Below are 15226 nucleotides of genomic sequence, written 5' to 3'. Positions count from 1 at the left end.
AGGGTTTTTAAAAACTTAAATTGTTAAAACTTTTTCGCCACGCGCGATGCCTGATACACCAGAGCGTACAACTTCAAGAATGGTATTTTCTGCAAGCGCATCAATAAAACCATCAATCTTGTCCGTTGTACCTGCGATCTGAATGGTATAGGTCGTTGGTGTTACATCAACGATTTGGGCACGGAAGATGTCAGCTGTACGTTTAATTTCCGCACGTGCTGCACCCAAGGCTTTCACTTTGATCAACATCAATTCACGTTCAATGTGTGAACCTTCTGACAAATCAACCACTTTTACCACTTCAACCAATTTATTCAGTTGCTTGGTGATTTGTTCAATTTTGTGATCATCGCCATATGTCGTTAATGTTAAACGAGATAAGGTTTCATCTTCGGTTGGCGCAACATTCAGTGTCTCAATGTTGTAATTACGTTGAGAAAACAATCCCACCAAACGAGAAAGCGCACCAGCTTCGTTTTCAACGAGTACAGAAATAATATGTCTCATTATGTACGCTCCCCTTTGCCTAACCACATATCTTGCATTGATTGCCCAGCAATCAGCATTGGATATACATGTTCTGTACGGTCTACCATGACATTAATGAATACACATTTATCATTAATTGCCATCGCTTCAGCTAATTTAGATTCCAGCTCATCCGCATGATCAATCTGAATACCAACATGACCGTAAGCTTCCATTAACTTGGCAAAGTCTGGTAATGAATCTACATAAGAACTTGAATGACGTCCTTCGTAGTTCATGTCTTGCCATTGCTTTACCATGCCCAAGGCTTGGTTATTTAAGCAAAGGATCTTCACATTCAAGCCATATTGCTTACATGTCGATAATTCTTGGATACACATCTGAATCGATGCTTCACCAGTAATACAAACCACTTGCTGATCTGGGAATGCTAACTTCGCAGCCATTGCATATGGCAAGCCAACACCCATGGTGCCTAAGCCACCAGAGTTGATCCACTGACGTGGACGTTTGTATTTGTAGTAGTTCGCACCAAACATCTGATGCTGACCAACGTCTGAAGTAATGATGGCTTCACCATTGGTCACACGATCTAATGCCTCAACCACTTGCTGAGGTTTCATTACACCATTTTGACCTGCTTCATAACGTAAGCCGTGTACTTTGCGCCACTCATTAATCTGAGACCACCATGCTGCAATTGCTTCAGGGTTTGGCTTAGATACATTCATTTGTTTCAATTGAGCCAACATTTCTTGAAGTACAGGTTCTACCGCACCCACGATTGGGATATGCGCCATAATCGTCTTCGAAATGGTTGCTGGATCAACATCAATATGAATCACTTTGGCATTGAGACAGAATTTTGCAGGGTTATTGGTTACGCGGTCATCGAAACGCGCACCAATGGCCAAAATCACATCTGCATTATGCATTGCCATGTTGGCTTCATAGGTACCATGCATCCCTAACATTCCCACGAATTGTGGATCGTTACCAGGGAAAGCACCTAAACCCATTAAAGTATTAGTGACTGGATAACCTAATAAATGTGCAAGTTCTGTCAATAAGCCAGATGCATTACCTTGAACAACACCACCGCCCGTATAAATCATTGGGCGTTTAGCCGTAATCAACTCATCAATCGCTTTACGAATTTGACCTGAGTGACCACGTGAAGGCGGTTGATATGAACGCATCTTCACTTTTTCTGGATATTCGTAGGCAAATTTTTCTGCAGGGTTGGTCGCATCTTTCGGAATATCAACAACGACTGGACCCGGACGGCCAGACGAAGCGATATAGAATGCTTTCTTAATGATTGCAGGAATTTCACTTGCGTGACGCACTTGGAAACTGTGTTTTACGATTGGACGAGAAATACCAACCATATCTGTTTCTTGGAACGCATCCTCTCCAATAAGATGGCTTGCAACCTGACCAGACAAAATCACCATTGGGATTGAGTCCATGTAGGCTGTTGCGATTGGAGTGACGGTATTGGTAGCGCCTGGTCCAGAAGTGACCAGTACCACACCTGTTTTACCTGTTACGCGTGAGTATGCATCTGCCATGTGACCAGCAGCTTGCTCATGACGCACGAGGTAATGGTTAATTTTGTCTTGTTGAAATAGCGCATCATAAATATGTAATACAGCGCCGCCTGGATACCCAAAAACATGCTCTACGCCTTCGTCCGCAAGCGCACGAACGAGCATTTCACCACCAGATAAAAGTTCCAACGTGATTCACCCTAGTATTTTGCACAATTTATGGGAGACATAAATTGTGTTCATTCATTAACTTTTGCACTTCTTATAAGTGTGCGTATTCTACTCGTTTTTGCTGCAATAGGAAAAATTTTCTGAGACTCATCAGCCGTATAAACTTGATGACATCTCGAATCAAAATGTGCTGGGATAAGCATATTTCAAAAAATCATTCTCTCGGCTAGAAAGAATGTCCATTGCAAGCCATGACATTTATTCGAAGGGTGATCAAATAAACACATATAAAACTTGAGAAAGCATTCTTGTTTCTTTCATAAGCAATGTCAAGAACAAAGAAAAGGATTTTAACGAATATTTTTTAGCTGCCGTTTTTTTAAACACATTTCACAGAATAATTTGGTCTTGTTAAACGCCCATTTATCAAAAAACTATTTTCTTTTTGCTTTAAAATAGGCATTGTAAACTGCTTATTTAGACACTTTGATCGAATATATTCAGCATTCTCTTGGGGAGATCAAATATGAAAATATCTTATTTAAAAACAATCTTATACACAATTTCAACAACAACATTGCTACTCTGCTCCAGCCAAAACTATGCGCAACAATATTACAAATGGGTCGATGCCAATGGTTCTACTCATTACACCACTACGCCGCCGCCCAAAGGTGCAAAGCGTTTGGACAAAGTTTCAACGTATGGCAATAGCCATCAAAGCACCAATCCAACGAATCAACAAAGCCATCAAGCGAATCCTGAAGTCACACCAAATGTAACACAGCAAACACCGCCGACAGCGCCATCTACTCCAGCGAACTCAGTTAAACCACAAAGCCCTCCGCCTGCCGCAGCATCATCAGAGCGCTAAATAGCGATCTAAACCTGCAAGGTCATCTTCAACACGGCGGCCTTGCAGATAAAATCCCGATCTAAAAACTGACATTTCCTACAATTTTGCGCTATGCTGTGCAGCAATCTTAACTTTACTTTTTTGTTGTATCGCATATCCCTATGACGACTTCTCACATTGACTCCGAATATCAAGCAAGTGCCATTGAGCCTCAAGTTCAACAAGACTGGGACAATCGCAAAGTTTTTAAAGTTGCAGACACTGTAGAGGGCAAACATCGCTATATCCTGTCGATGTTCCCGTACCCAAGTGGCAAACTGCACATGGGGCATGTGCGTAACTACACCATTGGTGACGTGATTAGCCGTTTCCATCGCTTAAAAGGCGAAACAGTATTACAACCAATGGGTTGGGATGCATTTGGTTTACCCGCTGAAAATGCAGCGATTGCTCACCAAGTTGCACCAGCAAAATGGACTTTTGAAAATATTGCCTACATGCGTGACCAATTAAAAAAATTGGGTCTGTCTGTCGACTGGGATCGCGAATTTGCAACGTGTACACCAGAGTACTACCACTGGGAACAATGGTTATTCGTACAACTTTATAAGAAAGGCTTGATCTATCGTAAGTTATCAACCGTGAACTGGGACCCCGTTGACCAGACCGTACTTGCGAATGAACAAGTTGAAAATGGTCGTGGTTGGCGTTCAGGTGCATTAGTTGAAAAACGCGATATTCCAATGTACTACTTCCGCATTACTGACTATGCACAAGAATTATTAGACGATTTAGATACGTTAAAAGATGGTTGGCCACAACAGGTCTTGACCATGCAACGTAACTGGATTGGTCGTTCAACGGGAATGGAAATTACCTTCCCTTCTGCCAATCCAGCAATCTATGCAGATGGCCTAACCGTTTATACCACGCGCGCGGATACCTTGATGGGTGTGACTTATGTTGCTGTTGCAGCAGAACACCCAATGGCGCTGAAAGCGGCTGAAAACAATCCTGAACTTGCTGCATTTATTGAAGAATGCCGTATGGGTTCAGTTGCCGAAGCGGATTTAGCCACGGCTGAAAAGAAAGGTATGGCAACAGGTTTATCTGTTAAGCATCCAGTGACTGGCGATGAACTTCCTGTTTGGATTGCCAACTATGTATTGATGTCTTACGGTTCAGGCGCTGTAATGGCGGTTCCTGCACATGATGAGCGTGATTTTGAATTTGCCAATAAGTTCAACTTGCCAATCAAACAAGTGATCGATGCCCAAAGTGCTGATGATGCAGCGTATTCTGCAACTGAATGGCAAGAGTGGTATGGCTCGAAAGATGGCAAATTGGTTAATTCGGGCGAGTTTGATGGTTTAGCATTCCAAGCTGCTTTTGATGCCTTCCTTGCAAAATTAGAACCACAAGCTTTAGCAAATTCTAAGGTTCAATTCCGTTTACGTGACTGGGGTGTTTCTCGTCAACGTTACTGGGGTTGCCCAATTCCAATGATCAACTGTAACAGCTGTGGTCAAGTCACTGTTCCAGAAGATCAATTACCTGTCGTATTACCAACCGATGTGGTTCCAGATGGTTCTGGTAACCCATTGAACAAGATGCCTGAATTCTACGAAACCAAATGCCCAAGCTGTGGTGGCGATGCGCGTCGTGAAACCGATACCTTGGATACCTTTGTAGAATCCTCTTGGTACTATGCACGTTATGCCTCTCCAGACTTTACTGGCGGTATGGTAAAACCTGAAGCGGCTCAAAGCTGGCTTCCTGTGAACCAATATATCGGTGGTGTTGAACATGCAATCTTGCACTTACTTTATGCACGTTTCTTCCATAAATTGATGCGTGATGAAGGCGTGGTACAAGGTAACGAACCATTTACTAACTTGCTCACTCAAGGCATGGTGTTGGCAGATACCTTCTATCGTGAAGCAGAAAACGGCAAGAAAACTTGGTTCAACCCTGCTGACATCGAATTAGAGCGTGACGAAAAAGGTCGTATCCTTTCTGCGAAATATTCAGGTGATGGTCAGGAAGTTGTGATTGGCGGACAAGAAAAAATGTCGAAGTCAAAAAACAACGGCATTGACCCACAGGCGATTATTGATCAATACGGCGCAGATACTGCTCGTGTCTTCATGATGTTCGCTGCACCACCAGATCAATCACTCGAATGGTCTGATGCAGGTGTTGAAGGAGCTAACCGCTTCTTGAAACGTGTATGGCGTTTGGCTGCAGGCTTCTTGGAAAAAGGCAATCAAGCAACAGCGATCGATACTGCAAACTTATCAAAAGATGCGCAAGATTTACGTCGTAAAACCCATGAAACGATCCAAAAAGTGGGTGATGACATCGAACGTCGTCATGCGTTCAACACGGCAATTGCCGCATTGATGGAATTACTCAATGCCAGCAATAAGTTCGAAGCAAAAGATGACAATGATGTAGCTGTTGCACGTGAAGCAATCACCACATTGCTCACCTTACTTGCACCATTTGCACCACATTTGAGTCAAACTTTGTTAACTCAGTTTGGTTTGGAATTAACGACGATCGAATTCCCGCAAGTGGATGAGTCAGCGTTAACCCGTAATACACAAACGATTGTTGTACAAGTGAATGGTAAACTTCGTGGTAAGTTAGACGTCGCAGTCGATATCTCAAAAGATGATTTATTGGCATTGGCAAAAGCCTTACCAGAAGTGCAACAATTCTTGACTGGCCCTACCAAGAAAGAAATTGTGGTACCAAATAAACTTGTTAACTTAGTAGTTTAATAATCCTTTCTAACCTCTCTTAAAAAAGAGAGGTTTCCCCCTTCTATAAGAAAAGGGATTAGAAGAGATTTCATTCGAGGAATAAATATGCACTTAGCGCAACGTGCAGCTGCTATCGTACTCACTTTAGGCCTAAGTGCAGGCTTAGTCGGCTGTGGCTTTCATCTAAAGGGAAGTAATCCAACAGCAGCGCCACTGGTCTATAACAAACTCACGCTCGCCATGCCTGCGAGTACCAGCGAACTTGAAAATAAGCTTAGTATTTATCTCAGCGCGACCGGTGTTCAACTGAGTAATGCCAATGATGCTTATGTACTTCGTATATTGGATTACACCCCTCGCCGCCAATTACTGAATGGTAAATTGACAGAAGTGTTGTTACGTTTAACAGTGACCTTCCAGATTGAAGACCGCCAAGGCAAAAAAATTACCGAACCCCGTACCTTAACCGCTTCTCGTACCTATCAATACGACGTGGCAACGGTCAACACTGATAACCAACAAGAAGCTTATCTAAACCGTATTGTGATTGATGATGTGGCGCAGCAAATTACGCGTCAAATCGCAGCCAATCGTTTACCTAAAGCTCAACCTTAATTTGTCATTATGAAACTAGATTATGTTCAAGCCTTAAAACGTGTTGATGAGGCTCGCGGTGCATGGATTATGCATGGACAAGAGCCTTTGCTTGAACAGAATCTGCTCGACACTTTTCGTAAAAGCTGGCAACAACAAGACGTTGAACGCCAACGTTATGACATTAGTAGCGTCAATGACTGGAAAAATGTCTTTAATGCACTCAACAGTTTATCGCTATTTTCGCAACAACTTGCAATTGAAGTACATGGCAATATCAAACCCGATGCCAACGGCTTAAAACTGCTGAAGCATTATATTCAACATAATGAACATAACCTCTTACTGATTGTTTTACCGAAGCAAGACAGCAGCAGTTTAAAGTCGGCTTTTTTCCAAGTGGTCGAAGCCAATGGTGTTGTGGTTGCGCTGACGGCGACCTACCCACAAGACCGACAACGCATCTTAAGCATCGAAGCCGAAAAACTGGGGATTCAACTGAATCATGATGCTTGGCAATGGTTGATGCAGCATCATGAACATAACTTGTTGGCTGCTAAAAACAGTTTAATGCGGGTTGCGGATACTTTCCCCGATATCCAACAGATTCAGATTGAACAATTGTATTCCTGTTTACAAGACCAATCGCGTTATACGACTTATGATTTAAGTGATGCCTTGCTTACTGGAAACTTGGCACAGTCAGTCAAGATTTACCAATATCTAATCGCTGCGGGTGAGCCTGATAGTCTGATTTTATGGACCCTAAGCAAAGAAATGCGCTTACTGATGCAGCTATTTGAACAGCCACATAATGCGATTCAACTTGGGATCTGGAAAACCAAAGTATCACAATATCAACAAGCTCTACGTCGTTTAAATCCAAGACAGTTTCTAACTTGGTCTGATTTATTGTTGCGTATTGATGCAGCGATCAAAGGTATGTCCAAAGAAAATCCAGAACAGCTGATGCTACAAGCCTTAGCTGAACTGTGTGGTACTACACTGTTTGCTCAACCTGCTTAGAGTATTCATCTCCATCACATAATAAGAATAATGGATCAACGCATGCCATTCCATTTAAGCCCCGACCAAATCAAGCAGATCAAAAATCTATTCCAACAAGCCGACAGCCTGATCATCAGTGCAGGTGCTGGTATGGGAGTCGATTCGGGTTTACCTGACTTTCGTGGCAATCAAGGTATGTGGCAAGCCTATCCCGAGCTAGGTAAACAACGCATCGATTTCACCGAAATTGCCAATCCAGCCGCGTTTAAACGGCATCCACGTTTGGCTTGGGGATTTTACGGGCATCGCTTGGCACTGTATCGTCAGACCACACCCCATTCAGGCTTTCTACAACTGAAGCAACTGGCAGAAATATTAGAGCTTCCTAATTTTGTATTTACCTCGAATGTTGATGGTCAATTTCAAAAAGCAGGATTTAATCCTGATCACATTTATGAATGTCATGGTTCGATTCATCATCTGCAATGTCTGGACGCGTGTACACAGACCATTTGGCCCGCAGATGAATTAAAGCCAGAAATCGATCATCAGGACTGTCAATGGCTGGGGCAATTGCCACAATGTCCATACTGTGATGGTCTGGCACGACCGAATATCTTAATGTTCAATGATATGGGTTGGTTAAGCCACCAACATGATCTGCAGGCAAAACACTTAAAAGCTTTTCTAAAAGATCATCAGCGCCCTGTGGTGATCGAAATGGGCGCTGGTACAGCCATTCCAACCGTACGTTATTTTAGTGAGCAATTTGCGTCAGGTCTGATTCGAATTAACCTACGTGAATATACGCTCCCTGCACAAGGTGGTATTGCCCTTGCAACAACGGCTGAACAAGGAGTGCGTGGTATTTATCAGATTTTTATAGAATAACTTATCGGCAAAAAAGCAAATAATTCTCATTCTAGATTAAAAATATTCACGCTTTATCCTTATTTCACTTTTATACTAAGTCCAGTTTTTCACTTTTGACCTGCTGCCATGCCAAAAACAAACGCAAAAAAAATCCAACCGCGTAAAATCATTATGATCGCTATCGGGGTGCTGATCATTGCAGCGCTCGGATGGATGTTCTTCAAACCTAAAGCCCAAGCACCACAATATATTAGCGCTGAAGTCTCTCGCGGCGATATCGAAGATTCGGTATTGGCAACTGGGGTACTGGAAGCCACCAAAATGGTAAGTGTCGGTGCACAGGTATCGGGTCAGGTGAAAAAAATGTATGTGCAATTGGGTGACCAAGTCAAACAAGGTCAGTTGATTGCGCAAATTGACTCGATTCGCCAAGAGAACGAACTCAAAACAGCAGATGCCAGTATTAAAAATCAACAAGCGCAGTTGGCAGTACAGCAAGCCAATTTAGCCAAGGTTGAAGCGGAATATAAACGCCAACAAGCCATGTATAGCCAAGATGCCACTTCGCGTGCTGAACTCGAAAGTGCGTTGGCAAACTTTAAAACAGCTCAGGCACAAATTACCTCGATTAATGCACAAATCGAGCAATCTCGCCTAACCTTGGCTACGGCAAAAGAAAATTTAGGTTATACCCGTATCGTGGCACCGATGGATGGCACCATTGTGGCGATTGTGACGGAAGAAGGTCAAACCGTAAACGCCAACCAAACTGCACCGACCATCGTGAAATTAGCAAAACTCGATACCATGACCATCAAGGCACAGATTTCTGAAGCCGATGTCATGAAAGTTGAACAAGGTCAAACCGTGTATTTCACCACTTTAGGCAATAGCGATAAAAAACATTACGCTAAATTGCGCCAAGTGGAACCTGCACCAAATTCGATTAATACCGAAACCAGCAGTAGCAGCAGTTCATCAACGTCGAATGCTGCGGTGTACTACAACGCTTTATTTGATGTACCGAATGAAGACGGCAAACTTCGTATTGATATGACCGCACAGGTTTATATTGTGTTGGCAGAAGCAAAAAATGCACTGACTGTGCCTGCGGCAGCCATCCAAACTCAACGTGGTAACCGTGCTAAAGGTAGCCAGGCCAATGGTGCTTCATCAGCTGATCAAGCGAAAAAACCGGATGCTGACAAGACACAACGTCCAAAACGCCTAGAGCTCAGTGAAGAAGAAAAAGCGCTGGTTGCACAAGGCAAAGCTTCAACAGGTATGGTTCGTGTCTTACAAGCTGATGGTACGGCTCAGCCGCAACCAGTATTGATTGGCCTGAATAACCGTGTCACCGCACAAGTGCTTAAAGGTTTAAAACAAGGTGATCAAGTGGTGATTGCAGATGCCTCAGACAGTTCAAATGAAGCAGCCAAACGTAGCAATCAACGTGCAATGAGAATGTAATATGACTCAAAATCAAACACATTCATCACAACCACTGCTTGAGGTCAGTCAGCTCACCCGTGAATTTCCTGCGGGTGAAGGCACCGTACAGATTCTCAAAGGCATTGATTTAAAAATTTATGCAGGTGAGTTGGTTGCGATTGTCGGGCAATCGGGTTCGGGTAAATCCACCTTGATGAACATCTTGGGTTGTCTTGATAAGCCCAGCGCAGGAAGTTACAAGGTCAATGGTAGAGAAACACGCCAATTAGAACCAGATGAACTGGCACAATTACGCCGTGAATATTTTGGTTTTATTTTCCAGCGTTATCACTTATTGGGTGATCTCAGTGCTTCAGGTAACGTTGAGGTTCCTGCAATTTATGCGGGTGTAGACAGTCATCTTCGCCAAGAACGTTCTGCTGAACTACTATCCGAACTAGGGTTAGAAGAACGTTTGCATCATCGCCCAAGCCAGCTATCTGGTGGTCAGCAACAACGAGTGTCGATTGCACGTGCGTTGATGAATGGTGGTGATGTGATTCTTGCCGATGAACCCACAGGTGCATTGGATAAGAACAGTGGTGTCGAAGTAATGCGCATTTTGCGTGAGCTGAATGCCAAAGGCCATACCATTATTCTGGTCACCCATGATCTCAATGTCGCGAAAAATGCGACCCGAATTATTGAGATCAGCGACGGTAATATTATTTCCGACCGTGCCAACACGCCTGAACATAATGACCCCGAACTGGAGCATCAAACCTTAGAGCGTAACCCGCAAAAGAAAACCTCTGCTTGGCGTTCGTTCTTCGATCGTCTTGGTGAAGCCTTCCGTATGGCATTGCTCGCCATGAATGCGCACCGTATGCGTACTTTTTTGACCATGCTCGGGATTATTATCGGGATCGCATCCGTAGTTTCGGTGGTGGCACTGGGAAATGGTTCACAAAAGCAAATTTTAGAAAATATTAGTAGTCTGGGCACCAATACCATTACCGTGTATCAAGGTCGTGGCTTTGGTGATAACTCACGAACCTCACAAGTCAAAACACTAGTCCCTGCCGATGCCGAAGCATTGGCTGAACAGCCCTATGTCGATGGGGTCAGCCCTTCTGCCAATACCAGTTTAACCCTGCGTTATAAAGATACTGAGGCAGCAGCAACGGTCAATGGGGTCAGTTCTGATTTCTTCTATGTCCGTGGTATGACCTTTAAATCAGGACAGCCTTTTGATAAGGCAAGTGTGACTGAACGCGCCCAAGATGTGGTGATTGATACCAATACTGAAAAAACCTTCTTTGCCGATGGCACCAATCCTGTCGGTCAAGTGCTGCTATTAGGTAGTGTTCCAAGTCGGATTATCGGCGTGATTGATGCCCAGCAAGGCTTTATGGGGAATTCAGACAGCCTGAATGTTTATCTGCCCTACTCGACGGTCATGAGCCGTATGCTGGGGCAATCCAATGTACGTAGCATCATCGTGCGTATCAAAGATGAATACCCAAGTAGCGCTGCTGAAAACGCGATTCTAACCTTGCTGGAACAACGTCACGGTGCTCAAGATGTGTTTACCCAAAACTCTGACAGTATTCGTGAAACCATCCAGCAAACCACTGCAACCATGACCTTGCTGATTTCAGCGATTGCCGTCATTTCCTTGGTGGTGGGTGGTATTGGCGTGATGAATATTATGCTGGTTTCTGTGACCGAGCGGACTCAAGAAATCGGGGTACGTATGGCAGTCGGTGCACGTCAAAGTGATATTTTGCAGCAATTCCTGATTGAAGCAATTCTGGTCTGTTTACTGGGCGGTATCTTGGGTGTACTGCTATCTTTAGGGATTGGACAAATCATCGGACACTTTGCCAAAGGCGTGATTGAGATGAGTTATTCAACCACCTCGATTGTCGCAGCCTTTGTCTGCTCAAGCATGATTGGTATTGTATTTGGCTTCTTGCCAGCACGAAATGCGGCACAACTCGATCCAGTTGCTGCTTTAGCGAGAGAATAAGGAATTTGAGTATGTCTTTTCAATTCACAAAATTAGGACTTGCACTGGTACTCACTGGTTCCTTAGCTGGCTGTTCTGCTGTCGTCAAAACACCCTATAACGCACCAACCGTCCAAGTGCCGCAACAGTTCCAGTACAATGCACAAAAAAGTAAAAGTATCAATTTAACTGATCAATGGTGGACGCTATTTAACGATACCCAGTTGAATCAATTGGTCGATCAAGTGTTGGCTAAAAATAGCGACTTAAGTGTCGCAGGCATCACCCTGCAACAAGCCCGACTACAAGCAGGTCTCGCTGAAAATAAACAAGGGATTCGAACCAGTTCAAGTGTCTCTGCGGGTCATAATTATGATCTGCGTTCTGGCGATGGCTCTGACCGTGGTTTATCGACCAGCGTAGGCGTCAGCTATGAACTCGATTTATTTGGTAAGCTTGCCAGTCAAACCGAAGCAAGCCGATGGGAAGCTTTAGCCACTGAGCAAGATTTACAAGCGACAGCACAAAGTCTAGTTGGCACAACAGCAAAACTGTATTGGCAGTTGGGCTATCTGAATGAACGCTATCAAACTATTCAGCAGAATCTCGCCTCAACTCAAAAAACCTACTCTTTGGTACAGTCGCAATATAAAGCAGGTGCAGTATCTGGTTTGGACCTCACCCAAGCTGAACAATCAGTGCAAAGCCAAAAAGCCAGTCTCAGTCAGATTGAACAGCAGCGTGTTGAAGCACGTACTGCCCTTGCAGTCCTGTTGCATGAACCTGTACAACAACTGAATATTCAAGAACCTGCACAGTTACCTCGCAATGCTCTACCAAATATCGCGGTCGGACTCCCTGCTGATATTTTATCGCGTCGCCCAGACCTACAAGCATCTGAGCTACGCCTACGCAAGACTTTAGCAAATAAAGATGCAACTAAAGCCAGCTATTACCCTTCAATCAATTTGACTGGGAATGTTGGTTCTTCAAGCACGTCTTTGACTCAACTGTTAAAGAACCCTGCTTTGACACTCGGTGCGAGCCTTAGCCTACCCTTTCTTCAATATAATGATATGAAGAAAGACATTGCGATCAGTGATCTTGAGTATGAAAAAGCCATTACCCAATACCGTCAAACGCTGTATCAAGCTTTTGCCGATGTGGAAAATGCGCTATCTAATCGCACTCAACTGAATCAGCAAGTACAGTTACAGCAACGTAATGTCGAGCTGGCAGATAAGACAGAACGTTTAACCGAAGTGCGTTATCGCAATGGTGCGATTGCATTAAAGAACTTACTGGATGCGCAGGAAACCACACGTAATGCACGACTCAGCTTGGTGGAAACCAAGCAGAATCAATACAATGCCTATGTGACATTAATGCAAGCCATGGGTGGAAGCCCTGTTAAAGAGTAATCCCATCTAAACGTATAAAGCCGATATTTTAAATACTCAATATCGGCTTTATATTCTTCATAAGCGTTCTAATTGCTGTATCGCTTTTTCAAAACCTTGAGATGCGGCTTGCTGATAATAGCTTTTCGCCTTTTCTTGGTCTGCTAAAACCCCACGACCATAGTAATAAAGATTGCCAAGATTAAAACTACTGTCGATATTGCCTTTCTTATTTGCTTGCTCGAATAAGGTAAAAGCTTCTGAATAATTCTGCTCTACTCCATATCCATTTTCATACATTTCTCCCATATTATTGATTGCAGAAGCATCCCCTTTTTGCATTGCTTGTATGAACCAATAACAGGCTTGTTCATAATCCTGAGTTACACCACGCCCTAAAGCATAGAATGCCCCTAGATTATTTTGTGCTTCGATCACACCAGCATGCGCTGCTTTTTGATACCAGAAAAATGCTTTGTCATCATTTTGATGAACATCTACGCCTTCTGCATAAAGTGTTGCGAGTCGATATTGTGATGAAGGATGATTGAATTGCGCGGCTCTTTCAAAATAGTCCAGTGCTTTATGGATATCTTTGTCAAAAACTTTTCCTTCAATATATACCAACCCCAATAAATTCAGTATCGATTGTTGAGAAATATCAGAACTTTGGAACTGTTCTAAATCAAGCAATGTTTTCTGAATATATCCTTGTGCTTTTTGGATATTCTCGGGGCTAGGCTCAAGTTCAACCAAACATACTGCATAGCCAACAGAACCAGCCAAGCTACCTAACTCAGCACTTTGCTGTAAATAAGGGAACGCCTTATGTGCATTTGGTTGAATGCTTTGACAACCATATAAATATAATAAACCTAAGTTATCTATAACTTGCTGATGACCTTCTGTGTCAAGCATGCTCTCCCATAATACAATTGCACGTTGAACATTTTCCCTATCCAAGTCATTTTCCATTAGCAATGCACTACCTAGATCAATTGTGGCTTGTATATGCCCTTGATCAACAGCCTTTTGTAGCCAATGCTGAGCTTGCGAAAAATCAACAGAGGTTCCTAAGCCATACATATACAACATACCTAGATTTGCAATTGCCTCAAGGTTATTACTTTCAGCTGCACGCTTGATCCAATAAAATGCTTGTTCAAAATTTTGGTTTGTGCCATGCCCCGTAAAATAACAACAGATTCCAACTAATCGCTGTGCATCTACATGTCCATTCTCGGCTAATGCCAACCATTTAATAAACGCCCTAACCTGATTTTTAGTAACGCCCAACCCGACGTAAAAAGCCCACGCCAACTGATTTTCAGCATCTACATTACCTAGATCAGCTGCTTTTTGATACAACTGAAAAGCGTATTGGTTGTCTTGAACAACATCTTCTCCGAGCTCATACAATCGAGCAATTTGAAACATCGCTTCATGACATTCTTCATTTAATTCCAACGCTTTATGAAAATATTCCAAGGCAAGTTTAGGATTTCTCTCAGCGACTAAACCATCCAGTGACATCGTACCCATTAACACATTCGACAAGGGAAAAATTTCAGCGACCTCAGACCAGAGTTCATAAGCTTTTTTATAATCTTGTGGCACGCCATCACCATCAAAATAGGCAAATGCGCTGTGATAAATTTGATAATTCTGCGTTAGAGCCTGTAACGATTCCTCGGTATATTCAATATCAGCATCTATAAGTTGTTGTCGAAGTTCATGTTCCAAACTTGATTGAGTATTTTGTTTTTGCTTTTCTGATTTTTCAATTCGGTCTACTCCCCAATAAATCATAATTGCAACAACAAAAACGACGATTAACCAAAACATTATTCCCCCTAAGTATTAATAATTATTCATTTTATTCCACCTAAATATTACATTATCAGAAACTTAGAACAATAATATTTCATCTAATTTATTTTCATTCTAAAGCTATTTAAATAGGTAGCATGAGATATTAAATTAAAATTAAACAATCCCCAATGAAATTGACTTCCCTATATAATTTAAATGCAACAATGGTTTAACAGTATAGAAAAACATAATAAATGAGT

11 protein-coding genes are annotated in these 15226 nt (G+C 42.8%); 8 read left to right on the top strand and 3 right to left on the bottom strand.

What is annotated here, in order from left to right; genetic code table 11:
- Positions 1-15: 15 nt before the first annotated feature.
- Together ilvN and WA352_RS05065 are read right to left on the bottom strand one after the other, a co-directional pair.
- Positions 16-507 (bottom strand): acetolactate synthase small subunit, encoded by a 492-nt coding sequence (gene ilvN, locus WA352_RS05070; RefSeq protein ID WP_004804329.1) that lies wholly within the window; start codon positions 505-507, stop codon positions 16-18.
- Positions 507-2231 (bottom strand): acetolactate synthase 3 large subunit, encoded by a 1725-nt coding sequence (locus WA352_RS05065; protein WP_004804328.1) that lies wholly within the window; start codon positions 2229-2231, stop codon positions 507-509. Before WA352_RS05065 ends, ilvN begins: the two co-directional genes overlap by 1 nt.
- A gap of 508 nt (positions 2232-2739) precedes the next feature.
- On the opposite strand from WA352_RS05065, the gene WA352_RS05060 reads away from it, so the two are divergent.
- The 8 genes from WA352_RS05060 to WA352_RS05025 all read left to right on the top strand — a co-directional run bounded on the left by WA352_RS05060 (position 2740) and on the right by WA352_RS05025 (position 13175).
- On the top strand, positions 2740-3087 hold the full coding sequence (locus tag WA352_RS05060; protein ID WP_033133776.1) for a DUF4124 domain-containing protein: 348 nt from the start codon (positions 2740-2742) through the stop codon (positions 3085-3087).
- A gap of 143 nt (positions 3088-3230) precedes the next feature.
- Entirely contained in the window at positions 3231-5855 is a 2625-nt protein-coding gene (leuS, locus tag WA352_RS05055) for a leucine--tRNA ligase (protein ID WP_033133775.1), read from the top strand.
- Between the two features lie 87 nt (positions 5856-5942).
- On the top strand, positions 5943-6452 hold the full coding sequence (locus WA352_RS05050) for an LPS-assembly lipoprotein LptE (RefSeq protein ID WP_004804322.1): 510 nt from the start codon (positions 5943-5945) through the stop codon (positions 6450-6452).
- 9 nt (positions 6453-6461) lie between these two features.
- Positions 6462-7457, top strand: coding sequence for a DNA polymerase III subunit delta (holA, locus tag WA352_RS05045; RefSeq protein ID WP_033133774.1), 996 nt, complete (start codon positions 6462-6464; stop codon positions 7455-7457).
- Between the two features lie 42 nt (positions 7458-7499).
- Complete coding sequence (locus tag WA352_RS05040) at positions 7500-8330, top strand: SIR2 family NAD-dependent protein deacylase (protein WP_033133773.1); 831 nt, start codon at positions 7500-7502, stop codon at positions 8328-8330.
- Between the two features lie 108 nt (positions 8331-8438).
- Positions 8439-9782, top strand: coding sequence for a MacA family efflux pump subunit (locus tag WA352_RS05035; protein ID WP_033133772.1), 1344 nt, complete (start codon positions 8439-8441; stop codon positions 9780-9782).
- Position 9783: 1 nt separating this feature from the next.
- A complete protein-coding gene (locus WA352_RS05030) occupies positions 9784-11775 on the top strand; it encodes a MacB family efflux pump subunit (protein WP_033133771.1) in 1992 nt (663 codons plus the stop codon).
- An 11-nt stretch (positions 11776-11786) separates the two neighbouring features.
- Positions 11787-13175, top strand: coding sequence for an efflux transporter outer membrane subunit (locus WA352_RS05025; protein WP_033133770.1), 1389 nt, complete (start codon positions 11787-11789; stop codon positions 13173-13175).
- A gap of 57 nt (positions 13176-13232) precedes the next feature.
- Here WA352_RS05025 and WA352_RS05020 read toward each other — a convergent pair whose 3' ends face one another.
- Positions 13233-14999 carry a tetratricopeptide repeat protein gene (locus tag WA352_RS05020; RefSeq protein WP_033133769.1) on the bottom strand — a complete coding sequence of 589 codons (1767 nt, stop codon included), beginning with the start codon at positions 14997-14999 and terminating at the stop codon, positions 13233-13235.
- Between the last annotated feature and the right edge of the window lie 227 nt (positions 15000-15226).

The sequence above is a fragment of the Acinetobacter sp. 102 genome, from assembly GCF_037028485.1.
GTDB lineage: Bacteria > Pseudomonadota > Gammaproteobacteria > Pseudomonadales > Moraxellaceae > Acinetobacter > Acinetobacter higginsii.
This window is presented reverse-complemented; position numbering and strand designations above follow the sequence as displayed.